The organism is Aliirhizobium sp. YIM B11859, from assembly GCF_057163345.1.
In genome coordinates, this window is the sequence record NZ_JBXHAY010000001.1 from 648,984 (window position 1) to 671,319 (window position 22,336).

At 59.9% G+C, this 22,336-nt stretch carries 25 protein-coding genes; 11 read left to right on the forward strand and 14 right to left on the reverse strand.

Going from position 1 to position 22,336, the window contains the following annotated elements; all coding sequences use genetic code 11:
• Window positions 1-20: 20 nt before the first annotated feature.
• Both AC2GXZ_RS02950 and AC2GXZ_RS02955 read right to left on the reverse strand, forming a co-directional pair.
• Window positions 21-908, reverse strand: coding sequence for a DMT family transporter (locus AC2GXZ_RS02950; protein ID WP_483757623.1), 888 nt, complete (start codon window positions 906-908; stop codon window positions 21-23).
• A gap of 79 nt (window positions 909-987) precedes the next feature.
• A complete protein-coding gene (locus tag AC2GXZ_RS02955; protein ID WP_483757624.1) occupies window positions 988-1,134 on the reverse strand; it encodes a hypothetical protein in 147 nt (48 codons plus the stop codon).
• 48 nt (window positions 1,135-1,182) lie between these two features.
• Here AC2GXZ_RS02955 and AC2GXZ_RS02960 point away from each other — a divergent pair, with 48 nt between their 5' ends.
• The 4 genes from AC2GXZ_RS02960 to AC2GXZ_RS02975 all read left to right on the forward strand — a co-directional run bounded on the left by AC2GXZ_RS02960 (window position 1,183) and on the right by AC2GXZ_RS02975 (window position 6,942).
• Window positions 1,183-2,481 (forward strand): adenylosuccinate synthase, encoded by a 1,299-nt coding sequence (locus tag AC2GXZ_RS02960; protein ID WP_483757625.1) that lies wholly within the window; start codon window positions 1,183-1,185, stop codon window positions 2,479-2,481.
• 58 nt (window positions 2,482-2,539) lie between these two features.
• Entirely contained in the window at window positions 2,540-4,828 is a 2,289-nt protein-coding gene (locus AC2GXZ_RS02965) for a hypothetical protein (RefSeq protein ID WP_483757626.1), read from the forward strand.
• A 131-nt stretch (window positions 4,829-4,959) separates the two neighbouring features.
• Window positions 4,960-5,403: a hypothetical protein gene (locus AC2GXZ_RS02970; protein WP_483757627.1), complete on the forward strand. Its 444-nt coding sequence runs from the start codon at window positions 4,960-4,962 to the stop codon at window positions 5,401-5,403.
• A gap of 117 nt (window positions 5,404-5,520) precedes the next feature.
• Window positions 5,521-6,942 (forward strand): PepSY-associated TM helix domain-containing protein, encoded by a 1,422-nt coding sequence (locus tag AC2GXZ_RS02975; protein WP_483757628.1) that lies wholly within the window; start codon window positions 5,521-5,523, stop codon window positions 6,940-6,942.
• A gap of 63 nt (window positions 6,943-7,005) precedes the next feature.
• Here AC2GXZ_RS02975 and AC2GXZ_RS02980 read toward each other — a convergent pair whose 3' ends face one another.
• From AC2GXZ_RS02980 to AC2GXZ_RS02995, 4 genes are all read right to left on the reverse strand, one after another.
• Complete coding sequence (locus AC2GXZ_RS02980) at window positions 7,006-8,061, reverse strand: 2,3-butanediol dehydrogenase (protein ID WP_483757629.1); 1,056 nt, start codon at window positions 8,059-8,061, stop codon at window positions 7,006-7,008.
• Window positions 8,062-8,255: 194 nt separating this feature from the next.
• The gene (gene rpoH, locus AC2GXZ_RS02985; protein ID WP_483757630.1) at window positions 8,256-9,158 is read right to left on the reverse strand and encodes an RNA polymerase sigma factor RpoH; all 903 of its coding nucleotides are present in this window, start codon (window positions 9,156-9,158) and stop codon (window positions 8,256-8,258) included.
• Between the two features lie 196 nt (window positions 9,159-9,354).
• Window positions 9,355-10,128 carry a class I SAM-dependent methyltransferase gene (locus AC2GXZ_RS02990; RefSeq protein ID WP_483758248.1) on the reverse strand — a complete coding sequence of 258 codons (774 nt, stop codon included), beginning with the start codon at window positions 10,126-10,128 and terminating at the stop codon, window positions 9,355-9,357.
• 324 nt (window positions 10,129-10,452) lie between these two features.
• A complete protein-coding gene (locus AC2GXZ_RS02995; protein ID WP_483757631.1) occupies window positions 10,453-11,154 on the reverse strand; it encodes a helix-turn-helix transcriptional regulator in 702 nt (233 codons plus the stop codon).
• Window positions 11,155-11,255: 101 nt separating this feature from the next.
• On the opposite strand from AC2GXZ_RS02995, the gene AC2GXZ_RS03000 reads away from it, so the two are divergent.
• The gene (locus AC2GXZ_RS03000; protein WP_483757632.1) at window positions 11,256-12,137 is read left to right on the forward strand and encodes a DMT family transporter; all 882 of its coding nucleotides are present in this window, start codon (window positions 11,256-11,258) and stop codon (window positions 12,135-12,137) included.
• A gap of 15 nt (window positions 12,138-12,152) precedes the next feature.
• Here AC2GXZ_RS03000 and AC2GXZ_RS03005 read toward each other — a convergent pair whose 3' ends face one another.
• A complete protein-coding gene (locus AC2GXZ_RS03005) occupies window positions 12,153-13,178 on the reverse strand; it encodes an RluA family pseudouridine synthase (protein WP_483757633.1) in 1,026 nt (341 codons plus the stop codon).
• A gap of 31 nt (window positions 13,179-13,209) precedes the next feature.
• On the opposite strand from AC2GXZ_RS03005, the gene AC2GXZ_RS03010 reads away from it, so the two are divergent.
• Window positions 13,210-13,593 carry a hypothetical protein gene (locus tag AC2GXZ_RS03010; protein ID WP_483757634.1) on the forward strand — a complete coding sequence of 128 codons (384 nt, stop codon included), beginning with the start codon at window positions 13,210-13,212 and terminating at the stop codon, window positions 13,591-13,593.
• A complete protein-coding gene (locus AC2GXZ_RS03015) occupies window positions 13,590-14,414 on the forward strand; it encodes a TrmH family RNA methyltransferase (protein ID WP_483757635.1) in 825 nt (274 codons plus the stop codon). The genes AC2GXZ_RS03010 and AC2GXZ_RS03015 overlap by 4 nt, the downstream gene beginning before the upstream one ends.
• Before the next feature lie 47 nt (window positions 14,415-14,461).
• Here AC2GXZ_RS03015 and AC2GXZ_RS03020 read toward each other — a convergent pair whose 3' ends face one another.
• The 3 genes from AC2GXZ_RS03020 to AC2GXZ_RS03030 form a co-directional block, all read right to left on the reverse strand.
• Window positions 14,462-15,616 carry a hypothetical protein gene (locus tag AC2GXZ_RS03020; RefSeq protein WP_483757636.1) on the reverse strand — a complete coding sequence of 385 codons (1,155 nt, stop codon included), beginning with the start codon at window positions 15,614-15,616 and terminating at the stop codon, window positions 14,462-14,464.
• Between the two features lie 117 nt (window positions 15,617-15,733).
• Window positions 15,734-16,267 carry a DUF1134 domain-containing protein gene (locus AC2GXZ_RS03025; RefSeq protein ID WP_483758249.1) on the reverse strand — a complete coding sequence of 178 codons (534 nt, stop codon included), beginning with the start codon at window positions 16,265-16,267 and terminating at the stop codon, window positions 15,734-15,736.
• A gap of 247 nt (window positions 16,268-16,514) precedes the next feature.
• Window positions 16,515-16,691 (reverse strand): hypothetical protein, encoded by a 177-nt coding sequence (locus AC2GXZ_RS03030; RefSeq protein ID WP_483757637.1) that lies wholly within the window; start codon window positions 16,689-16,691, stop codon window positions 16,515-16,517.
• Window positions 16,692-16,864: 173 nt separating this feature from the next.
• Between AC2GXZ_RS03030 and chpT the strand changes: the two genes are divergently transcribed.
• Both chpT and AC2GXZ_RS03040 read left to right on the forward strand, forming a co-directional pair.
• The gene (gene chpT, locus AC2GXZ_RS03035) at window positions 16,865-17,512 is read left to right on the forward strand and encodes a histidine phosphotransferase ChpT (RefSeq protein WP_483757638.1); all 648 of its coding nucleotides are present in this window, start codon (window positions 16,865-16,867) and stop codon (window positions 17,510-17,512) included.
• Window positions 17,513-17,630: 118 nt separating this feature from the next.
• Window positions 17,631-17,993: a response regulator gene (locus AC2GXZ_RS03040; protein WP_483757639.1), complete on the forward strand. Its 363-nt coding sequence runs from the start codon at window positions 17,631-17,633 to the stop codon at window positions 17,991-17,993.
• Between the two features lie 157 nt (window positions 17,994-18,150).
• On the opposite strand, the gene ctrA is transcribed toward AC2GXZ_RS03040, so the two are convergent.
• Window positions 18,151-18,852 (reverse strand): response regulator transcription factor CtrA, encoded by a 702-nt coding sequence (ctrA, locus tag AC2GXZ_RS03045; protein WP_139677252.1) that lies wholly within the window; start codon window positions 18,850-18,852, stop codon window positions 18,151-18,153.
• Between the two features lie 423 nt (window positions 18,853-19,275).
• Here ctrA and AC2GXZ_RS03050 point away from each other — a divergent pair, with 423 nt between their 5' ends.
• Complete coding sequence (locus AC2GXZ_RS03050; RefSeq protein WP_483757640.1) at window positions 19,276-19,626, forward strand: flagellar export protein FliJ; 351 nt, start codon at window positions 19,276-19,278, stop codon at window positions 19,624-19,626.
• Between the two features lie 115 nt (window positions 19,627-19,741).
• Here the strand turns inward: AC2GXZ_RS03050 and AC2GXZ_RS03055 are convergent, their stop codons facing one another.
• Window positions 19,742-20,023, reverse strand: a complete 282-nt coding sequence (locus AC2GXZ_RS03055; protein WP_483757641.1) for a GNAT family N-acetyltransferase — start codon at window positions 20,021-20,023, stop codon at window positions 19,742-19,744.
• 118 nt (window positions 20,024-20,141) lie between these two features.
• Between AC2GXZ_RS03055 and AC2GXZ_RS03060 the strand changes: the two genes are divergently transcribed.
• A complete protein-coding gene (locus AC2GXZ_RS03060) occupies window positions 20,142-20,618 on the forward strand; it encodes a paraquat-inducible protein A (RefSeq protein ID WP_483757642.1) in 477 nt (158 codons plus the stop codon).
• Window positions 20,619-20,690: 72 nt separating this feature from the next.
• Here the strand turns inward: AC2GXZ_RS03060 and sciP are convergent, their stop codons facing one another.
• A complete protein-coding gene (gene sciP / locus AC2GXZ_RS03065; RefSeq protein WP_145637669.1) occupies window positions 20,691-20,966 on the reverse strand; it encodes a CtrA inhibitor SciP in 276 nt (91 codons plus the stop codon).
• A gap of 244 nt (window positions 20,967-21,210) precedes the next feature.
• A complete protein-coding gene (locus AC2GXZ_RS03070; protein ID WP_483757643.1) occupies window positions 21,211-22,242 on the reverse strand; it encodes a DUF2793 domain-containing protein in 1,032 nt (343 codons plus the stop codon).
• Window positions 22,243-22,336 lie beyond the last annotated feature (94 nt).

A 22,336-nucleotide genomic window follows, 5' to 3' on the forward strand; every position in this document is an offset into this window, starting at 1 on the left:
CTAGACGAGACAAGCCGGGCTCACGCGGAGCCCGGTTTTCCGCGTTCGGCGATGGCGATGCCGCCGAGCGCCAGAACCAGTGCCGCGACATGGAAAAGCTGCAGCTGTTCGCCAAGCACGATGACGGACAGGATCGTACCGAAAACGGGTACGAGATTGATGAAAAGCCCGGCCCGGTTGGGACCGATCGCCTCCACGCCGCGGATATAGAGGACCTGGGCGACCAGCGAGGCGAAAACCGCCGTATAAAGCGCAATCACCCAGCCGGTGCTATCGGGCCAGATCATCTTGCCGGCGGAATATTCCCAGCCGAGGAAGGGAATGCTGAAGACGAGCGCAAAGAGCGCCGGCACGGCCATCAGGCTTTTCCAGCTGATGGCCGGGCGCCAGCGGAGCGCGATCGTGTAGAGCGCATAAGCCGCGATGGCGATGATCATGATCGCATCGCCGAAATTGACGGTGAGGGTCAAGAGGGTATTGAGGCTTCCGTGGGAGGCGGTGATCAGCCCGCCGATGACGGTCAGACCGAATCCCAATATCTGCAACCAGGTGACCCTGGTTTTGAACAGTACGAAATTCAAAACGAAAATCAGCACCGGAATCAACGTCTGCTCGACGGTGGCGTTGATCGCGCTGGTATAGGTGACGGCGGTATAAAGGACGGCGTTGAACAGGACGTAACCGACGACGCCGAGAAAGCCGAGGACCGGCAGGCTGCGGCGGATCACCGGCCAGTCGCGGCGCAGTTCCTTCGTCGATATGGCGAAGATGATGACGACGGCGAAGAACCAGCGCCAGAAGGTCAGCATCATCGGGCTGATATGGCCGAGTGCCAGCTTTCCCGCAACCGCATTGCCGCCCCAACACAAGGTTGCGACGACAAGAAACAAATAGGCCTGACGATGCACCGGGTCTCCTCCGCGCATCGGCGCCGCGACGCGATCTTATTGGTTATGCAACCGCATTAGCGTGTGGTTTCGGCGTTTGTCACGCAAAAACCTTGGGCGCGTCACAAACAGGTCGCTTTCCTTTGGCCAAGGCTTTATAGATGCGCGCGTTTGTGGTGCTGCCGGTTTTTGAACGGTTGGCATCGAAGAAGAAGATTGTTGTCGAGCCTGGCGTCGGACCGGTCAAAAGACTGCTCCAGGCGCCAAGGTTTTGTCCAAAGGGCAGGAAGCAGATATGACGAACTGTGTGGTCGTGGGTTCGCAATGGGGCGATGAGGGCAAGGGCAAGATTGTCGACTGGCTCTCAGAACGGGCGGACATCGTCGTTCGCTACCAGGGCGGCCATAATGCCGGCCATACGCTCGTCATCGATGGTGTCAGCTACAAGCTTTCCCTGCTGCCGTCCGGCGTCGTGCGCCCGGGCAAAATGGCTGTCATCGGCAATGGCGTGGTTGTCGACCCGCATGCGCTGATCGCCGAAATGGGTCGCCTTGCAGCCCAGGGCGTCACTGTGACCCCGGAAAATCTCAGAATTGCTGAAAACGCCACGCTGATCCTGTCGCTGCATCGCGAGCTTGACGGGATGCGCGAGGACGCCGCTTCCAACAGCGGTACCAAGATCGGCACGACCCGCCGCGGCATCGGCCCGGCCTATGAAGACAAGGTCGGCCGCCGGGCCATCCGCGTCATGGATCTCGCCGATCCGGATGCGCTGGAAGCCAAGGTCGAACGCATCCTCACCCATCACAACGCGCTGCGCCGCGGTTTTGGCGCAGCCGAAGTCGAACACAAGACGATCATGGAGGAACTGACCTCGATCGCCGACACCGTCCTGCCGTTCATGGACAGCGTCTGGCAGCTGCTCGACAAGGAACGCCGCAAGGGCTCGCGCATCCTGTTCGAAGGCGCTCAGGGGTCGCTTCTCGACATCGACCACGGCACCTATCCGTTCGTCACCTCGTCGAACACGGTTGCCGGCCAGGCCGCTGCCGGTTCCGGCATGGGGCCGGGTTCGCTCGGCTACATTCTCGGCATCACCAAGGCCTACACGACGCGCGTCGGCGAAGGTCCGTTCCCGACGGAACTCACCGATGAAATCGGTCAGTTCCTCGGCGAAAAGGGGCATGAGTTCGGCACGGTTACGGGCCGCAAGCGTCGTTGCGGCTGGTTCGATGCCGCCCTGGTTCGCCAGTCGGTTGCTACCAATGGTATTACCGGCATCGCACTGACCAAGCTCGACGTTCTCGATGGCCTTGAAGAGCTGAAGATCTGCGTCGGTTACAAGCTCGATGGCCAGACGATCGATTACCTTCCCGCATCGCAGGCCGCCCAGGCCCGTGTCGAGCCGATCTATGTCACGCTCGAAGGCTGGAAAGAATCGACGGTCGGTGCGCGCAAGTGGGCTGACCTGCCTGCCCAGGCGATCAAGTATGTGCGACAGGTGGAAGAACTGATCGGCGCGCCGGTTGCACTGTTGTCCACAAGCCCCGAGCGCGACGACACCATACTTGTGACCGATCCGTTTGAGGACTAATGTCAAGAATTGATTATCCATTCGGCTGGCAGATGCCGGCGACCATGAGAAAGTTCTGATGGCTGATTTTGTAGCGGTAATCCGCCGCGCTGTTGACGGTTTGGCGACCAACACGCCTGAGGCCCGCGAGAGGGTCTACGAGAAGGCGCGCGGCGCTGTTCAGCGGCAGCTCGAAAACATGAAGCCGCGCCCGCCGGAGGAAATGCTCCGCCGGCAGCTGGACAAGCTGGAAACAGCCATTGTCGAGGTGGAAACCGAGCATTCCGAGGCACTTCCGGCCGAGCCGGAGGTTGCTGCCCCGGTCGTCGCGCCAGTGGAATACCACGAACCCGCAGCGGTTGCAGACCATGTCGAGCCGGAGCCGGACGTTCCGGCGCAGGTCGCTGCACCGGAGCCGATCGAACACGAACCGGAGCCTGATGCGACGGCGCATCACGATGAGGCGCCGGTTGAGCCGGAACCGGTCGCGCATGCGAATCAGCCGGAGCTGGATGACGTCCGACATGCCTCTTCCGCCGAAGAATTGCCGTCGGATGACCGTTATGACGAACCGGAACCGGTAATCCACAGCGAAGTTCGACATGGGCGGCAGGACGCCACCAGCGAAGACGACCAGCAGGTCGAGCGCTACGGCGACTGGCGTGACGACGTTCCCGATGACGGGCGCAGTGATCTGCACGCGGCTCCCGAGCCTGAAGCTGCTGCTTCCGCGCTTCGCGCGCCGACGCTCGACTGGCCGCCGCAGGATCATGTGCCGGCCGCTGAACCGGCCGTATCTGCCACTGCGGAACCCCAGCAATGGTGGCCGGAACAGGCCGAGGAACCGGTGGCCGACAGCCGCAAGGCGGCTTCCTGGGATGAGGTCGACGACCTCACCCGTCATCTTGATACGGCACATCGAGCCTCGCCGGTTGAGGCGCATTTTGGGCAGGAGATGCATGTCTCTGCCGAGCCCGTACGCATGCCGCCTGCCAGCAGCATCCCTGCCGCGGCCGAGCCGGCACGGCCGGTCACTGCGCAGGAAACCGCCGACGATCCGTTTGAGGCCTATGTCAACGCACAGCCTTCCGCTCCCGCGAGCGACAAGCAGGACGAGCGCGACCCGTGGAGCGATCTGGAAGACCTGATCGGCTATACCAAGGACGCGCCGGCCGGCGAACAGAAGCCGCAGGCAGCCGTTGCCGACGACGATTTCAGCGATCTCCTGTCGCCCCCGGCCAAGCCTTACCGCGTTACTCCGGTCCGCAAGCGCAATTATACCGGCATCATTCTGGGACTTGTCGCGCTGCTGATCGTTGCCGGTGGCGCCTATGGCGTCTGGATGTATCGTGATCAGCTGAATGATATGGTGGGTGGGCTGATCTCCAAGAGCACCGACGGCAGCGAGACGGCGCAGCAGACATCTGCTGCAACGACGCCGGCCACGCCTGCGTCGCCTGCACCACAAACGCCGGCTGCCCAGCCGCAGCAGAGCGCCGCCGCACCTGCGGCACAACATACGCCGCCTGCGGCGGATGGTTCTGCCGCGGGAGCCAAGTTCACCCAGCGGCTGTTGGAAAACGGTTCCGAGGCCGATGCAGGTCCCGGCGATACAAGCAGCCTGGCGCAGAATGCCGAAGGGCAGTCGGTGGCCCAGTTGAATACGCCGCCGGCCACGCCTGCTCCGGCAGCGTCAGCCCAGACACCTGCTCAGGCCGCGCCGCCCGCTGATGCGGCGGCAACGCCGCCGGCCGGTACGTCCCCTGCTGCTCCGAGCGCATCTCCTTCCGAAACGCCTGCCGTATCTGGAGAAAAGATGTTCCTCTACGAGGAGCGTATCGGACAGTCGGCACCGACGGCCATCGATGGAACCGTCTCCTGGTCGTTGCAGCACGAGGCTGCGCAGAATGGCGGGCCGCCTGAACCGGTCGTCCAGGGACGCATCACCGTGCCGGGTCGCGGGCTGACCGCTCTTTTGACGCTGAAGCGCAACAATGATTCGTCCTTGCCGGCGAGCCATCTCATCGAGATCGTCTTTGCGGTACCGCCTGATTTTGAAGGTGGCGCCATCGAAAGCGTTCTCAGAATTGCGATGAAGCAGACAGAGCAGGATCGCGGCAATGCGCTGGTCGCCGTTCCGGCCAAGATTACCGACGACTTCCACATGGTCGCGCTCAACGATTTTCCGGATGCGGAAAAGACCAATCTCGATCTGTTGAAGACCCGTAACTGGATGGATATCCCGCTTGCCTATCGTAACGGCCGCCGCGCATTGCTGACGCTGCAGAAGGGGCCGGAAGGCGTCAAAGCCTTCGACGAGGCGATCCGCGAGTGGAGCCAGACGAGCGGAACCCGCACCGGCGAGTAACGAAGGTTCTTCAGACAATCCTCAAAGCCCGCGAACATTCGTTTCGCGGGCTTTTTTCGTCAAGCGGCCGCCTGCCACCTGCAATATTGTCGCATTGACAATCATCAGTTTCACCATGATGACGTGCTACCATGCGTATGTTCAGGCAGCTCATCGACGACGGGTTCTGCGGCGGTCCCCTGGCCGCTCTGACCGGCGTTCTGATGGCCATGCAGGCGCTGATCGGAGGCTTCGGCTCCGGTGTCATGGTACTGGCATCGACTGCCGACGCGGTCATCTGTTCCGCCGATGGCGCCGCTCACCATGGAGATCATGCTGCGGAGGGGGATGCGAGCCACGGTGACCAGCATGGTCCCGGCAACCCCTCGCATTCGGGCCACAATAGAGACTGTTGCCTCACCGCCTGCCAGATCAATGCCTCGGTTCATATCGGTATTCCCGCCAAGGCGCCGTGGCCCGCCGGACCTGCGACCACGCGACCTGTCGCGGTTATTGCGATACGCGACATATCCGTCCCTCCGACCCATCTGGGGCTCAGCCGCCACGCGCGTGGGCCTCCCGTTCTTCCAGTCTGACGCAATCCTTTTTTGCCGGTGCCTGCGCCGGCCGTCGTCTATTGGAGAACATCATGACCCTTTACCGGACCGCATTTGCGGGCCTCAAGCCGCCTGCGCTATCGTGCGGAGGTGCCCATGTCGGCTGACACTGCAAGCCGCGATCAGGCATCCGCCACCATTCGCCAGTTCATTACCAGGCTGCATTTTTATGTCGGCCTGTTCATCGCGCCCTTTATCTTCATCGCGGCGCTCACCGGTACGCTCTATGTCCTGACGCCGCAGATCGAAAGCTGGCTCTACCGGGACCAGCTGATGGCGCAGTCCAGTGGGCCGGCCAGGCCGCTTGCTGAACAAATCGCCGTCGCCCGATCAGCGATCGGCGAGGGACCTCGCCTCTTTGCCATCCGGCCTTCGACTGCGGAGGGGCGCACGACACGGGTAATGTTCACCCAGTCGGGTCTCGGTGAGTCGGAGACCCGAACTGTCTTCGTCGATCCTGCCTCGCTTGCGGTGCAGGGCGAGTTCGTGGCCTATGGCACGAGCGGTGTGCTGCCGTTCCGCACCACGCTCGACTATCTGCATCGCAATCTTCTGCTCGGCGATATCGGCCGCAATTACAGCGAACTTGCTGCCTCGTGGATGTGGATCGCGGTTCTCGGGGGAGTCTACCTGTGGTTCCAGCAGCGCCGCCTGCCGAAGAATGTCGGCAGGGCTGCGCGGCAACGGCGGCTGCACAGCCTGATAGGGCTGTGGCTTTCGATCGGGCTGCTCTTCCTGTCGGCGACGGGGCTCACATGGTCGCGCTGGGCGGGCAACAATATCGACCAGTTCCGTAGCGGGGTCGGTTGGGTCACGCCATCGATCACGGTCGATCTCGACAGAGGCGATCGTGCCAATGGCGAAGCTCCGAAGCCGATGGGCGAACACGCCGATCACATGGCCATGGCGCCACAGCCGACGGCACCGGCCAAGCCGGAAGCCGAGACTTTGGCGGAGATCGACAGGGTGGTCGAAACGGCACGTGCCGCGGGTATCGACTCGCCGATGATCGAGGTCCGGCCGCCACGGACGATCGACCAGGCCTTCCGGGTCAGCGAATATGATCGCAGCTGGCCGACGCAGGTGGATACGGTCGCTGTCGATCCGGCAAGGATGAGCGTCACCAGCCGCGCCGATTTCGTCACCTTCCCGATCATCGCCAAGCTGATCCGCTGGGGGATCGATGCCCATATGGGCGTGTTGTTCGGTGTGGTGAACCAGATCGTCATGGCAGCATTCGGGATCGGGCTGATGGTATCGGTCGCTTACGGCTATCGGATGTGGTGGCTGCGTCGCCCGGTCGCGGGAGGTTCGCCCCGTACCTTGCTCAAGGCCTTCACCTATCTCCCGGCACCGGCCAAGAGTGTCACGGCGGTGGTCGCCATCGCACTCGGCGTTGCGCTGCCGGCGATGGGGGCGAGCCTGACTCTTTTTCTGTTCGTCGATCTGATCCGCTCCGCATTTGCGGAGATTGCGTCGGCGGACAGACAGCAGAGGCTGCCGCCCGGTGTTCGGTAAAGGATAAAAAGAGCCCGCGGCGATGAACTGCCGCGGGCTCCTCGCTCGATTTGCTCGGGAGGATCAATCGGGCGAGCGGACCAGGATCTTGATCTGGCTTTTTTCGGCGACCAGCGTGTCGAATCCCTGGGTGACGATGTCATCCAGTTCGATGCGCTTGGTCACCAACTGATCGGCGGAGAAATAGCCCTGTACCATCAGGTTCATGACGGCGGGGAAAACGTCGCGATAGGCGATCGTGCCCTTCAGGCTCTTTTCCTTCAGCACCACCGTGTTGGGCTGGAAGGGCGCTTCCTTTTCCCAGATCGAGACGATCACGGTTTCGCCTTCGTAGCGGGTGGCGTCGATGCATTGCTGCAGGACAGCGGGTACGCCGGTGACTTCGAACGTGACGTCGACGCCGCCGGGCGTCAGCTCGCGGATACGCTGGGCTGCATTTTCCTTCGACGGATCGATGATGCTGGTGGCGCCGAGTTCGATCGCCTTGGCACCGCGCTGCGGCGACAATTCGACGACGTGAATGGCGGAGGCGCCTGCGACCTTCAGGGCTTCGACGACGAGGAGGCCGATTGGCCCGGCACCGAAGACGGCCGCAGTGCCGCCGGCCTTGAGGCTCGAAATGCGCACGGCATGCAGCGCGACCGCCGCCGGCTCGACAAGGGCGCCCTGTTCGAAGGAGAGGCCTTCCGGCATCTTGTGGACCCAGCGCTCGCCGACCGTCGTGTAGGTGGCGAAACCGCCGCCGCCGCCCGACAGGCCGTGAAAGCCGAGATTGTCGCAGAGATTGTATTTGCCGTGCAGGCAGGCGTCACACTTGCCGCAGGCAAGGATCGGTTCGACGACGACCCGGTCGCCGGGCTTGACCCGCTCGACGCCTTCGCCGACGTCGGACACTTCACCGGAAAATTCGTGGCCCATGATGATCGGCGCGATATCGTGGCTGACCGGATGCGGCGCCTTGACCGGCACGAAGATCGGGCCGGCAACATATTCATGCAGGTCGCTGCCGCAGATGCCGGCCCACTTGACCTTGATCTTGACCTGTCCGGCTGCCGGCTTCGGCTCGGTGACTTCCTCGACACGGATATCCTTGGCGCTGTACCAGCGTGCTGCTTTCATCAGTCATTCTCCTCTAGGCCCCGACTATTCGGTCTGATCGTACTAGCGGGCAAGGATGGTGAACTTGATGCAAGTCAGTTTCGGTTCAATTCAAATGTTCCCGGAGGTGTCGCATCGGTGAGACAGAAACGAACAAAAAAAGACCGCGGCCAAAGGGTCGCGGTCTCTCTAAATTAGCAAGGCATTTTAAGCCGTTAGGCGTCTACAACCCGAAGTGCCTGGGCCTGGGCGAGCGCCTCCTTCTGGACGGCGTCCTGAACCTTTTCGAAGGCGCGGACCTCGATCTGGCGCACACGTTCGCGGCTGATGTCGAATTCCGACGACAGCTCTTCGAGCGTGATCGGGTCGTCGGTCAGGCGACGGGCTTCGAAAATCCGCCGTTCGCGGTCGTTCAGCACGGCGAGTGCCTTGGCGAGCATCCGCCGACGTGTATCGAGTTCGTCCTGTTCGATCAGAACCGCTTCCTGGCTCTCGCTGTCGTCGACCAGCCAATCCTGCCACTGGCCGGCTTCACCTTCAGCGGCGCGGATCGGTGCGTTCAACGAAGCGTCGCCGGAAAGGCGGCGGTTCATGGATACGACCTCTTCCTCGGAGACGTTCAGCTTTGTGGCGATCTCCTTGACCTGGTCGGGCTTCAGGTCGCCATCCTCGATCGCCTGGATCTTGCCCTTGAGGCGACGCAGATTGAAGAACAGGCGCTTCTGGTTGGCTGTCGTACCCATCTTCACCAGCGACCACGAACGCAGGATATACTCCTGGATCGAGGCCTTGATCCACCACATGGCATAGGTGGCCAGGCGGAAGCCGCGTTCCGGGTCGAACTTCTTGACGGCCTGCATCAGGCCGACATTGCCCTCGGACACGACTTCGCCGATCGGCAGGCCATAACCGCGGTAGCCCATGGCTATCTTGGCCACGAGACGAAGGTGACTGGTCACCATTTTATGGGCGGCATCCCGGTCGCCGTGTTCGGCGTAACGCTTCGCAAGCATGTATTCCTGCTGCGGTTCCAGCATGGGAAACTTGCGGATTTCATCGAGATAACGATTAAGGCCGGCTTCACCGGCAGTAATGGAAGGCAAATTATTGCGGGCCATATAAGCACCCCTTTCCGATCGTTGTCGGCTCCCTCTGGTATTTGCTGTCCCTGCAGAAAGGCGAACCGAAAATGGCGCGGATCGTTGCCGATCCCGCACCAATGCATGTATCAAGTAAGTGCGGCGGAACATTGATTCAAGGTATCACGAAGGTGTTATATCATTACGCTTTGGTAATGATGAAAGACCTGCACCGTCAGCGGTAAATCCGTTCCGAAAGGGACCGCATACCCAATCTGACCATCACCTCGTAGACCATACGCCGGGCCATTGGATTGTCCAATCTTGCTGCATTGGCGCCGAGAAACTCGGTTTCGACATGGTCGAAGGCACGCAGATCCGGCGCCTCGGCGATCATGCGAGAATAGATGGCATGGAATTCCTTGCGGCAGACATAGGTCTTGTATTTCGTCACGCAGAAGGTGGTCAGTTCGCCCTCGTGCTGGCGCAGAAAGTCCGTCACCCCGACCGTGACCTCAGGCCATGCCGGGTTGAACGTGTCGTCGAAAGCGATGATGCCGTGAGGCGCAAGCGTGTCGAGGGCCAGCATGCTGTCGGCAGCGACATGGTGGAGCATATGACCGCCGTCGATGCTGAAGAAACGCGTGCGACCGATCTTTTCGATAATCTCGCCCGGCTGCAAAAGAGTGCTGTCGCCCTTGATGACGAGCTGCCGATCGACCGGCAATTCGAGCCGCCGACCATTTTCGATGAAACGATCATATTGGGTTTCTGTGCCGTTTTCCGGCTGATCCAGATTGAAGAGATCGATGGCGAGGATCTTTTCGCTGTCGCCGCAGACTTTTTTGAAAAGGAAATAGGAGCGCCCGTAATAGACGCCGATTTCCGCCACGCCACCGGCCAGATCCAGCTTTTCCTGCCCCTGGAGCAGGGTGAGAAAGACAAGTGCGTCGGGAGGGTCGATATATCCTTCAATGCCCTGCAGGTCATTGAAGATGAATTTGCGCAGCGTATTTCGATGCGCCTTGGCCGTCGGATCTTCCGGGGAGTCCGGAGAGTAATGTGAGTAGATGTATCGTTTCAGTCTGCACGTGATTTCGCATAAGACCGATTTGCATGGCATGATTATGTTGCGTTGCAGAATACGTAACGGCTCATTCAAGATCTTTTTGCCCTGATGACTGAATCATGTTTTTTCATGTCGGGACAAATATACTTGCACGCCTTTATATTGGAAAGAATTTATTCGTTTCTCTGCCTTCAGATCTTTCGGGTTGTTCGCCTCTCTATCCTGATGGATTTCCTTTCACGTGACTGAACGCTGCGGCCGCAATCAGGAGTTTTGCTGGCTGGCAAAGAAATCGGGCAGGAGGCGCCATTGCTGGCGCAATTTGGCCGCCACATTGGAGAAGCAGTCGCCGGTCAGTTGGCAGCTCACAATCCGGTCGTGGCGGAAGTGCCTGAAATCCTGACGCAGTTCGCAAAAGCCGGCGAGGATCACCCCATCGATATAATAGAGCAAAGCAAGTGGCATCAGCGTACGCTCGGTAGCGTTTCCGTTTCCGTCACGATAGGCGATGCGGAGTTTCTGTTCCTGGCGTATCGCCATACGCAAGGTCCGCATATCGATCTTCGGCTCAGGGATGGCGTGCGCGGGCGATGCGAATAGCCAGGGGTCGTGATGGTCCGGCGTTGCTTCGGGGGAGATAACCTCGGCGATCTTGGCTGAGGCATTGGCGCCGGCTGCCATCAGGCTGCGGTCTCCCGTCCTGCCGATCAGTGCCAGCCCGACGGTGATCGCGTCGAGTTCTTCCGGCGTGAACATCAGCGGTGGAAGGTCGTAACCGCGACGCATGACGTAACCGATGCCCGCCGCTCCGTCGATCGGAACCCCGGCTGCCTGCAGGGCGGCTATATCGCGGTAGATGGTGCGTTTGGTCACCTCCAACCGAGCCGCCATTAAGTCGGCCGTCAACGGCGAACGGCTGGCCCGCAGAAGTTGAACGACCTCGAACATGCGTCCGGAATTTGGCAAGTGTCTTGCTCCCGTGCATCAGGCATTGAACACTGCTGACGCCACGCTGTCAGCAGTGTTTTGATAGATCTGGCCGGGTTGAAAGAGGGGAGGCGACCTGCATGGCTTTTTCATCCCACGTCCATGGTGTGCTTTTGGTTGCGGTCGCGACGGTTGCACTCAGCACCACGGGGCTGATGAGCCGTCTCGTCGGCGTCGATGCGGCGACGCTGACGTTTCTGCGCGGTCTTTTCGGTGGGCTCTTCCTGTTTGCCTGCCTTCTGGTGGTTTTTCGCCGGCGAGCGCTTGGCGAATTTCTCCGGCTCGGCCGGAGCGGGATGGTGATCTCGATGATCTCCGCGGCCTCGATGATCCTGTTCATCAACTCACTCTACATGACCTCCGTCGCCCATGTGTCGATCATCTTCGCGCTTTGCCCGTTCATGGCGGCGGGGCTTGGCTTTCTCATCCTTCGAGAAAAACCGGCTGTCTCTGCCCTTGTTGCCAGCGGCATCGCCCTGATCGGGATAACGGTGATGATCAATGGCGGGGATGGAGGAGGCCTTGCCGGCGATCTGCTGGCCCTTGCCATGACAGGCGGGATCGCGTTGTGGACCGTGCTGGTGCGCCGTCATCCGGATACGCCGGCTCTGGCCGGAACGGTGGTCTCCACCATTCTCGCCGCGGTGATGATTGCGCCTTTTGCAACCCCTGCGACGGCGTCATCTCATGACCTCATGGTCATTTTCCTGTTCGGCGTCTTCGGTTTTTCGCTGGGTTTCATGCTGCTTTTGATCGGATCGCGGCTTCTGCCGCCGGTCGAAAGCGTGCTGATCGGTTCGCTGGAAGCGCCGCTTGCGCCGCTATGGGTTCTGCTGTTTGCCGGTGAAACACCCGATCTGCATGCGCTGGCCGGCGGCGCTATCGTGCTTGGCGCCGTATGCCTGCATATCCTTGCCGGCAGGCGGGAGGTGCGGCCACCTTGCGTCGATGCCACGCCGTGACGGAAGCGGAGCTGACTACTCCCGCAGCGCCTCGATCAGTTGCGCCATGTCGTTCGGGATCGGGGCCTGGAATTCCATGATCTCGCCGGTGCGCGGATGTTCGAAGGCGAGCAGGAAAGCGTGCAGCGCCTGGCGCGGGAATGCGCCGACGATGCTTTTGGCGGGTTCCGGCAGGCGGTTGGCCTTTGTCTTGAAGCCGCCCGAATATTCCGGATCGCCAACCAGCGGATTTCCGACATGGGCCATATGGACGCGGATCTGGTGGGTGCGGCCGGTTTCCAGCCGGCACTCGATCAGCGATGCCAGCGCAGTCGCATCGGGTGTCTCCTGAAACCGTTCGACAACCTCGTAATGGGTGACTGCATGGCGGGCGTCGGACGATTCCTCGCGCTTGACCGCCCGTTTGGTGCGGTCGGCGGATGAACGGCCAAGCGGCGCATCGATCGTGCCGCGCAACTGGCTGGGCCTGCCCCAGACGACCGCCTGATAGGCACGCTGCAGGTCTCCCGAACGGCCGTGATCGGCAAACTGGTCGGCGAGATGACGGTGGGCAATATCGTTCTTGGCGGCCACCATGACGCCGCTCGTCTCCTTGTCGAGGCGATGGACGATGCCGGGGCGCTTGACGCCGCCGATGCCGGAGAGGCTGGCGCCGCAATGGTAGATCAGGGCATTGACCAGGGTGCCGGTCCAGTTGCCGGCGCCTGGATGGACGACGAGGCCGGCGGGCTTAGCGATGACGATCAGGTCGCTGTCTTCATAGAGGACTTCAAGCGGAATGTTCTCGCCCTTGGGCTCAGGGTCTTCCGGCTCGGGTACCACGAGTTCGATCGTGTCGCCGGGCTGGATCTTCTTCTTGGCCTCTGTGACGATCTTGCCGTTGATGCTGACCGTGCCTTCTTCTATCAATGCCTTGATGCGATTGCGCGACAGTTCGCCATCCAGTTGTGCCGTCAACCAGGCGTCCAGTCGGCCGCTATCGTCTTCACCAGCATTCAGGACTTTCCTTGGCAGCCCGGCTTCGCTAAAGGTCTCGCTCATTCAATCATTCCGTTCAATACAAGGACAGTCCATGCCCAAGGCCGATTTCGAGGAACAGGAACAGCCACTTGATCCGGCGATGGAGAGAATCCGCCGGAAGATGGTTCGCCTGCAGCTGATTTCGGGCGGTATCTTTCTGGTCTGCTTTATGGCGGTCATCGCCGCGATTGTCTACAAGATCTCCCTGCGTCCGGCAGCGCCGGTGGCCGCTGCTACCACCGGTGGTTTTGCCGTTCCCGCCGAACAGCCGCTCACAGCTACGGCCGCACTTCCGCCGGGCTTCGACATCCAGCAGGTTTCGCTGTCGGGCAGCCAGATCCTGTTTTACGGCGCGCTGAACGGCATGCCCAAGGTATTCATCTTTGATCTTGCCGTCGGGCGCATCGTCGCCGACGTGACCGTCGGTCAGCCATGATGGAGCCGATCCGCATCGACCATGCGGATGATCCCCGTATCGACGAGTTCCGTTCGATACGGGAAAGAGATCTTGTCGGGCGCCATGGGCTGTTCATCGCAGAAGGGACTGTCGTCTTGCGCATGCTGGCGGCAGCCCACCGGCGTGGCGGAGAGTTCTCTGCCGAAAAGATCCTGATTCTCGAAAACCGGCTTGCCGGTGTTGCCGACATACTTGCCGAGTTTCCCGACAGCGTGCCCGTCTATATTGCCGACAGCACCGTGCTGGATGGCATTGTCGGGTTCCACCTTCACCGGGGAATCCTGGCGATCGGCAAAAGGGTTCGCGAGCCTGCCCCATCGGCGCTGTTGTCCATGCTTCCGGAAAAGGCTCTGGTTGCCGCCGCGATCGGCATATCAAACCACGACAATATCGGTTCGATTTTCCGCAATGCCGCAGCCTTCGGCGTGGATGCCATCCTGTTGGACGCAACCTGCTGCGATCCGCTCTACCGGAAATCCCTGAGGGTGTCGGTCGGTGCGGTGCTGCAGGTGCCTTATGCACGGGGCGGGACAACACTGGAAATGGTGTCGGCGCTGGTTCAGGGCGGGTTCTCCATCTGGGGATTGTCGCCAGCCGGGCGCACGGAAATCCGCCAGGTGCAACCGGCACCACGAATGGCGCTTCTGACCGGAAGCGAAGGGACCGGACTGCCTGCGACGCTGATGGAGAAGATCGATACCGCCTCGATCGCGCAGGTGCCGGGGCTGGACAGTCTCAACGCTGCCACCGCCACCGGTATAGCGCTCTACGAGATTGCCGGCGCCCAGGGACGTATCTGAGCAGCAACAGGCTCGGTGTCACAATCAGAGACCTGTCGATCAACGAGCTATCGGTCGTCTATATTGCCGGATGTGGCGAGCAGGGTGCGGACGCGGGCTGCAAGGCTCTGGCGTTTTCCCGGGGCCGGCTTGCCGGCGACCATGGCATGAACCGGCGATGCGCGGCCTTCGGCCAATGCGGTCATCGCCACCATGCCGGAGGCGATGGTTGCCATTTCTTCTCGTAAGGCTGCGTCGTTCGACATGCCTTTTCCGTTGGAGATCCGTTCTGAAAGCGCCGTGGCGCGGTTCTTCGCGTCGGCTGCCAGAAGCGAGACGCGCGCTTCGATATCTGCTTCGGAAAGTGCTTTTGCCGGCGGTTGCTTGGCCTGTGACCGGGGCGCCTCTTCGGCCGCGGATTGTGCCGTTGCTATAGACGCAACCTCACCTGCACCCTTTGCCGTCATCTTGTCGCGCAAGCGGGAAATCTCCTCATCGCGGCGTTCGAGCGCCGTTTCCTTGTCGGTGCGAACTGCCACTTCGCGCGTGAGCTTGTCTTCGAGCCTTGTGGAGCGGTACCCCTCCTGCGCAAGGCGGATCTCGGCTTCCTTTGCTCGCGTGGTCTGGACGCGAATGTCCTTGCGGAGATTATCGCGTTCCTCCCGCAAGGCGGCGACGCGAAATTTCAGGTTTTCGACCTCCGTCTCGCGGGTCGACAGGTCGATGCGGGCATTGTCTTTCTTGGCCGAGAGAAGCTCGATCTGCTGCGTCAGTTGCCCGATCGTCAGATCCTTGCCGATGATCTGTTCCTCGGTGGCTTCAAGTGCGGCCTTGAGTTCGGCGATGTAGGCGTCTTCCTGGCGCAGCTGCGATCTCAGGTCTGTAGCCGTCACATCCAGCCCATCGGCAACCGCCTTGAGCTCGATATTGTCGGCCGTCAGCGTCCTGATCTCTTCCTTGAAGTTTTCGCTCTGCAGCACCAGCGAAACCGTCCTGTCCCGCTCCTGATGCAGTTCCTGCTTGGTGCGGGCGTTTTCGGCGGCATAGACGGCACGAGCCATGTCGCGCTGGGCGCGAACCTCCTGCGCACTGATCGGCACCGTGGCCCTGATGCGGTTTTCAGTAAAAGAAACGATGCGCCTGTGGATCGCCGGCGCAACCAGCATCGCGAGCAGAAGAGCGCTTAAAAAACCAAGGCCAAAAAGCAGGGCAAATTCGATCACGATCGGGCCGTCTTGGTGTGGGATATTCCGGGATGCACGTTTAAGCATGCGAATGGGGAAGCAGCAAGCGCGCCGTTTGCGGGTCCGGTCAGAACCCGCAATCAAAGTCAGGTGCGATCAGAAGGGATTCCAGGTCGGCGAACGGGTGAGCTTCAGATAGCCGATATTAACGCCGAGCCTTGCGCCGACGCCGGTACGGATCGGAACCAGGACGACATTCTCATTGCGCAGCACGGTCATGCCTACGCCGGCAACGACGAAGGCGGAACCCGACACGCCGCCGAAACGCGCATAAAGCGCATCGACCGAGGGAAGGTCGTAGACCAGCATCATCACCCGCGTGCCCTGTCCACCATAATCGATGCCGAGCGAAGGGCCTTGCCAGTAGCTGGGATGCTGGCCGGCATTCTTGGTGTAGAGCTGGCCTTCACCATAGGTCAGGCCGGCGATAAAGGCGCCAGAGCCTTCCTGTCCGAGGATATAGCCGTTCGGAAGGCCGAATTTCTGGAACGCGTTCTCCACCACCTTGGCGAGACCGCCGCTGGTGGAGCCGAAGAATCCGTGACCCGCGTCCACGATTTCCTGAAGCGAATAGTTACTGTCGTTCTGCTGTGCGGCAGCCGGCATGGTGGAAAGCCAGAAGGCCGCCATGAATGCGATCAGTGCTTTCAGGCTCAGGATAGGAGCGGAGATTTTATTGCGGCGCATGTTCAGGTCCGTTTTTAATCGTCCATAGGCGTAGCATCATGCTTCAGCGCTGTATTCTGGCGCTATGATATTAACAAGCGGTTAAGTATTTTATATCGCAAGTAATTGATTTAATTGGAGTTGGGATTTTGGTTCACGCTCGATGCAGATGAAATGGCGCGCTACGGGCGCATTTCCACCGCATGTTTATTCACCTGCGAACTTGTTTTTGTTGAGGCGTTCCGACCGCTGCAACATCACGCTGCCGGTCGTGCCTCGACGGCTCGTGAGGGGCGAGCACCTGTGCGCGATCGACTTCCTTGCCAGGGCTCTGGTCGAAATCGATCGTTTCCGACAGCAGTTTATCCGCGGGAATGGTCATTTTCATCGTTACAGTCCGTCGAAACGAGACAAATCCGGAAGGATTGCGAGGAAGCGGGTTGCGGATTAATCGTCAGTTTACCAAACGTGGTGTCATTATGCCGGCCTTACTGCTCCATCTCCGCGCAATGTTGTCGTGGCACAGAGCGGGGCGACGATCAGATGCATCAGGAGTATGGCATGCCGAAAAATCCCAATCTCACCCTTAGCGGTCCGGATCTGGCGGCACTCCTGTGCAGCCGTGTCTGCCATGACGTCATTTCGCCGGTCGGCGCCATCAATAACGGGCTGGAACTGCTCGACGAAGGTGCTGCCGATGCGGATGCCCTCGATCTTATCCGCACCTCGGCGACCAATGCTTCGGTCCGTCTGAAATTCGCCCGTCTTGCCTTCGGGGCATCGGGCTCGGTCGGGGCGTCGATCGACACGGGCGAAGCCGAAAAGGCAGCCAAGGATTTCGCCATTGCGGAAAAGAAGACCGAAGTGACATGGAACGGCCCGCGCGCCATTATTCCGAAGAACCGGGTCAAGCTTCTGCTCAATCTCTTCCTTGTCGCCTATGCGGGCATTCCGCGCGGCGGCTCGCTCGACGTAACGCTCGAAGATCCCGAGGGCGCTGCCCGTTTCGTCATCGTCATCAAGGGCCGGATGATGCGGGTGCCTGCCAAGTTCGTCGAGATCTGCACCGGCGTGCTGGAAGAAGCGATCGATGCGCACACGATCCTTCCCTATTACACCGTGCTTCTCGCCGAGGAATGCGACATGGACCTCAAGCATGTCGTCGACGAGGAAAAGATCACCTTCATCGCCGAAATGGCTGCGGCCTAAACACGCCGGGGAGATGCGTCGGGTCGGTGTGCCAATCCTGGGCGTAACGATTCGTTAGCTGCGGCAGGCTATATCTTCGGGGTCGACCGGTTGAGCGGTCGCTGAAGGGGGACGGCCTATGCAGCGTCTGATGATCGCCGATAGTTCTGATATTGTGCGAAAGGTCGGCAAGCGCATTCTTTCCGAGATCGGCTTCCTGATCGCCGAGGCGGGTGATTCGCACGATGCGCTGAGAGGTTGCCAGGCCGAACTGCCGAATTTCCTGATCGTCGATGCGAGCCTCGAGGGCGCGCTGGAGCTGATCGCGGCTATTCGCGCATTGCCGGAGGGCAAAGGCGTCAAGATATTCTATTGCGTCATCGAGGCCGATCTGAAGAAAATGATGGCCGGCAAGCGGGCAGGGGCCGACGATTTCCTGCTCAAGCCGTTCGACCGCAAGATCCTGACCTCGGTATTTTCTCCCTACGCTGCGGCGGCCTGAGCCCGACAACAGGCAAATATCCTGATCAACAACGTGACGGCGGCTTCGGTCGCCGTTTTTGTTTTCCAGATTTTTGAAAACGTCCGGGTGCACAACGCAATAAAACCCGCCTGGCGAACCAGGCGGGTTTTAAGGCAAAGGGAATGATGTGTAGCCTTTAAGCCGTTTCGGCGAGTTCCGCACCATCCGGTTCGCGCAGCACGTAGCCACGGCCCCACACAGTTTCGATGTAATTCGCGCCGCCGGCGGCATTTGCAAGCTTCTTGCGCAGCTTGCAGATGAAGACGTCGATGATCTTCAGTTCCGGTTCGTCCATCCCGCCATAAAGATGGTTGAGGAACATTTCCTTGGTGAGCGTCGTACCCTTGCGGAGCGAAAGAAGCTCCAGCATCTGGTATTCCTTGCCCGTCAGGTGAACGCGCTGGCCACCAACTTCGACGGTCTTGGCGTCGAGATTGACGATCAGTTCGCCGGTGATGATGATCGACTGGGCATGACCCTTGGAGCGCCGGACGATCGCATGAATGCGAGCAACCAGTTCGTCCTTGTGGAAGGGTTTGGTCATGTAGTCGTCGGCGCCGAAGCCGAGACCACGGACCTTGTCCTCAATGCCGGCCATGCCGGACAGGATGAGGATCGGTGTCTTGACCTTGGAGAGCCGAAGCGTCCTCAGAACCTCGTAGCCCGACATGTCGGGAAGGTTCAGGTCAAGGAGAATGATATCGTAGTCGTAAAGTTTTCCGAGATCGACGCCTTCCTCACCAAGATCGGTGGTGTAGACGTTGAAGCTTTCCGATTTCAGCATCAGCTCGATGCTCTGCGCTGTCGCGCTGTCATCTTCGATGAGTAGAACCCGCATAATTTTCCCCTTTACCGCCGCGCAAGGTTACCTTTTGCCCCCTCACTCGTTACGGATCCAGACTGAGCCTGATTTGGAAGCTGCCACCAAATGGTTAACAAACTGTGACCTGATTTGGCAAGGTGCATCAATTCGTTAAGCAAAATAAGTAGCAGCCTGTTTTCCTTCGAGGATTGGACATCACCAGGTTGAATCAGCGAAGGAGGAAGTTTCGCTAAGTGATTCTTGCGACTGACACATTGTCGCTGTCCGATTTGGACTTGGTATTTACCGACCCTTAAACGATCGTCTTTATCATTAATGATGCCCGTAAACGAAAGGTTAACGTGACGTCAAGTTTATTAACGTCGCGGAAATTTTTTGATCTGCACTGTAACAGGGTGGATGGCGGGCCGGGGTGTTGGTATCCACGGAGTATTGCGTATGAAATCGCGTGACAGCCTTGTTCGCCTGAAAGGATTTCAGGTTAACGAAAAGCGCCGGCAGCTGCAGCAACTGCAGATGATGATGGCGGAATTTGAGCGAATGGCGAAGGAACTGGAACACCAGATCACGCTCGAGGAGAAAAAGTCAGGGATCACCGATCCCGGTCATTTCGCCTATCCGACCTTTGCCAAGGCAGCGCGCCAGCGTGCCGACAATCTGCAAGGCTCAATTCGAGAATTGAAGATCCAGCAGGACAGTGCCGAACTGGCACTCGAGGAGGCTGATGCGGAGCTCGCAAAGGCGGCAGCGCTCGAAGAGCGTGACGGCGGGATGCGCGCACGGGCCTAAAGCCCGTCCGTAAACGAGGGAACGAAGAGGGCGACCCGCAAGGGGCGGCGCCCTTTTTCCCTTTTCTGAACGGCTGCGTCGGATCGAACCAGATTGCAGTCGGTGGTTGTCTGGATTATCTGCCGACCACGTCCTGCCAGTCGGGATGACGCTCGATCTGCGCTTTGAAAAACGGGCAGAGCGGAATAATCTTCCAGCCACCTTGGCGAGCATCTTCGACCGCGAATTTTGCCAGGGCCTGTCCGACACCTTTTCCGCGCAAGGCATCCGGCACTCCGGTGTGGTCGATGATGATCAGATGCGGGGAGGCGCGGGAATAGGTCATCTCGGCGAGATGACCTTCGAGCTTGGCGACATATCTTCCACCCGAAGGCGTCGTTTGCCGATCAATGTCCATCAAGGCTCCAATCCCGTTTCAACCCATCGTCCGACCATGCTATGGATCAAAATCATTCATGGCAATCTCGGCAAGGGCGCCGGAAGAGCCTCCATGTGCTTTCGGTCGAGGAGGCGGATTGACCCGGATTTTCGCGTTCGCTCTGCTGGCGGCGGCGGCCGTGCTTCTGGCGCTCGGCATCACGCTTCCGATCATGCGCTTCGAAAGACTGTATTTCTTCAGCGAAGAGCCGTCTCTCTGGCTGTTGATCGTCGGATTGTGGGCCGATGGCAGCGCGGCACTGGCAATTTCCGTGGCGCTGTTTTCGACGGTTTTTCCCGTCTTGAAACTTGTCGCGCTCGGGGTCGAGGTGAGGGCGGGTGGATCCCGATCACGATTTTTGCGCCGGGCGATGCCGCATCTTGCCAGATGGTCGATGATGGACGTCATGCTGGTTGCAATCGTCATCTTCGCCGCGAAGACAAGCGGGCTTGCGACGGCCGCGACCCTTCCCGGTTTCTGGTGCTATGCGGCATCCGCCGTGATTGCGGCCGTCTTTCCCTCTGTGGTCAAACTGGGAAAAACGAGCAATGAGAAAGACGGGCAGGCAGCCTGAAAAAGGATAAAACAAAGGATGCCGCGACCTTGGCCACGGCACCCGAAAAGGGCGGCTTTTCGCCAGAGGCGCCTAGTGGCGGTACTGCTGGATGCGCGTTGTCCGCAGGCCGGCAAGGCCATGATCGTTGATCGATGCCTGCCAGGACAGGAATTCTTCGACGGTAAGCGTATAACGGTCGCAGGCTTCCTCCAAGCTCAACAGGCCACCGCGAACAGCCGCGACAACCTCAGCCTTACGACGGATAACCCAGCGGCGCGTATTGGCCGGGGGAAGGTCCGCAATCGTAAGCGGGCTGCCATCGGGGCCGATGACATATTTAACTCGTGGACGGATCATTTCGGTCATTGGAACTCTCTACACAACACAAGACCACGCCGGAGAGCCTAGTCCGGCAGTTTTAACATTTGACTAAATCGGTTCCGCAAATGTGACCTAACCCGCAAAGGTCGTATTTTCTTGCCTCTTGGAGCGTAAAGCCCCTGAGAAATAAGGCCGGCAGGGGAGGGGAGAAACGGCAAAAATGCACATATTTGCCGCTTCGGTGTTCGATAATGAGACGGCCGCTGCATCATTTTCCGAAGTTTTTTCGCTAAATCATTGTCAGTGAAAGGATAGTTCCGTTTGTCCCGGCCGAAAACGTCGCAGAACCGGAATGGCCAAATGTCAGCGTATCGCCTTGTTGCAGTTGAGCTATGCCTGAAACTGACACGGTGGCAGTGGAACCCGCTGCACCATTCAGCGAAAGTACAGCCTGACTACCATTGCGCGAAACTGTCACAGCATAGGCTGCGGCTGCCGTTGTCACCGATACGACCAGCGCGAGAAGGTAAAAGCCGGCGGCCGGAACAACGAGGGCATTGCCACCGGCGGCTGCAGCGGCGCCGAGCGTGAAGCCTCCCTGGTTTATGGCAAAGTCGGTAAAGCCGCTCTGCTGGCCGGCGGTCGGAGTGAAGGTCGTGCCGCTGCGATAGATGCGCGCGGCCGGCTGGTTGGGGCGCGTCACCCTGCCGGCGGTGTCGATTGCAAGGCCCGTCTTCCAGTTCGCGCCATCGCTCATCTTGATCGAGAAATCAGTGTTTCCGGCAAGCCCCATTTCGGCATGGCCCGTCCAGCCGGACTGGAAAAGCAGGCTCGCCGTATCCGAGGCTGCGGCCTTGTTGACCTTGATCTGATGGCCCGCACCGGCGTGATTGAACAGGCTGGCGGGCGAGGAGACCGAAAGCCTGTTCGTCGCATCAGCCGTTGCGTCAATCCCAAGTGTCGCGACACGCGCATTCTCCGGCATGGCAATATCGTGCCATACGGTCCCGTCGAATGCCTTCAACCGGTCGCTTGTCTCGAACCAAGCCCGCCAACCGGTCTTCGGGGTGGCAAAGGCCCAATAACCGTCCTGCCAGATTGCTATCTGGCCGGCATGACCAGACCATGTGCCGGTCGGGTCGGTTGCGACCAGATAGCGGTTTCCAGCTTCGGGCGTTTCCGGAGGACTGTTGCGCTCTTCTACGATCGACAGGTGGATAATGGCATCCAGCAGTAGCAAGGCCTCGTTATGGGTCACATGCTTCTGTGCCTGCGAGGGCATGATGAAGGGCATTTTCAGGTTTTCGGTGCGGTCACTCATGGTCATCTCCGGCAATCACGATTGCCAGGATTTTACGACCGTGTCCGGCATGCGGGGATGAAGTGCGAGGCAAACTGTTGAAAGCATTTGTAAC

What these genes read in the sequence shown, in the direction of transcription:
- chpT (WP_483757638.1), top strand. Translation starts at nt 16,865, where the DNA reads ATGCCGAAAAATCCCAATCTCACCCTTAGCGGTCCGGATCTGGCGGCA.
- rpoH (WP_483757630.1), bottom strand. Translation starts at nt 9,158, where the DNA reads ATGGCCCGCAATAATTTGCCTTCCATTACTGCCGGTGAAGCCGGCCTT.
- AC2GXZ_RS02965 (WP_483757626.1), top strand. Translation starts at nt 2,540, where the DNA reads ATGGCTGATTTTGTAGCGGTAATCCGCCGCGCTGTTGACGGTTTGGCG.
- AC2GXZ_RS03030 (WP_483757637.1), bottom strand. Translation starts at nt 16,691, where the DNA reads ATGAAAATGACCATTCCCGCGGATAAACTGCTGTCGGAAACGATCGAT.
- AC2GXZ_RS03055 (WP_483757641.1), bottom strand. Translation starts at nt 20,023, where the DNA reads ATGGACATTGATCGGCAAACGACGCCTTCGGGTGGAAGATATGTCGCC.
- AC2GXZ_RS02960 (WP_483757625.1), top strand. Translation starts at nt 1,183, where the DNA reads ATGACGAACTGTGTGGTCGTGGGTTCGCAATGGGGCGATGAGGGCAAG.
- AC2GXZ_RS02975 (WP_483757628.1), top strand. Translation starts at nt 5,521, where the DNA reads ATGTCGGCTGACACTGCAAGCCGCGATCAGGCATCCGCCACCATTCGC.
- ctrA (WP_139677252.1), bottom strand. Translation starts at nt 18,852, where the DNA reads ATGCGGGTTCTACTCATCGAAGATGACAGCGCGACAGCGCAGAGCATC.
- AC2GXZ_RS03015 (WP_483757635.1), top strand. Translation starts at nt 13,590, where the DNA reads ATGATGGAGCCGATCCGCATCGACCATGCGGATGATCCCCGTATCGAC.
- AC2GXZ_RS03070 (WP_483757643.1), bottom strand. Translation starts at nt 22,242, where the DNA reads ATGAGTGACCGCACCGAAAACCTGAAAATGCCCTTCATCATGCCCTCG.
- AC2GXZ_RS03010 (WP_483757634.1), top strand. Translation starts at nt 13,210, where the DNA reads ATGCCCAAGGCCGATTTCGAGGAACAGGAACAGCCACTTGATCCGGCG.
- AC2GXZ_RS03040 (WP_483757639.1), top strand. Translation starts at nt 17,631, where the DNA reads ATGCAGCGTCTGATGATCGCCGATAGTTCTGATATTGTGCGAAAGGTC.
- sciP (WP_145637669.1), bottom strand. Translation starts at nt 20,966, where the DNA reads ATGACCGAAATGATCCGTCCACGAGTTAAATATGTCATCGGCCCCGAT.
- AC2GXZ_RS03005 (WP_483757633.1), bottom strand. Translation starts at nt 13,178, where the DNA reads ATGAGCGAGACCTTTAGCGAAGCCGGGCTGCCAAGGAAAGTCCTGAAT.
- AC2GXZ_RS03025 (WP_483758249.1), bottom strand. Translation starts at nt 16,267, where the DNA reads ATGGCGGCCTTCTGGCTTTCCACCATGCCGGCTGCCGCACAGCAGAAC.
- AC2GXZ_RS03050 (WP_483757640.1), top strand. Translation starts at nt 19,276, where the DNA reads ATGAAATCGCGTGACAGCCTTGTTCGCCTGAAAGGATTTCAGGTTAAC.
- AC2GXZ_RS03000 (WP_483757632.1), top strand. Translation starts at nt 11,256, where the DNA reads ATGGCTTTTTCATCCCACGTCCATGGTGTGCTTTTGGTTGCGGTCGCG.
- AC2GXZ_RS02970 (WP_483757627.1), top strand. Translation starts at nt 4,960, where the DNA reads ATGCGTATGTTCAGGCAGCTCATCGACGACGGGTTCTGCGGCGGTCCC.
- AC2GXZ_RS02980 (WP_483757629.1), bottom strand. Translation starts at nt 8,061, where the DNA reads ATGAAAGCAGCACGCTGGTACAGCGCCAAGGATATCCGTGTCGAGGAA.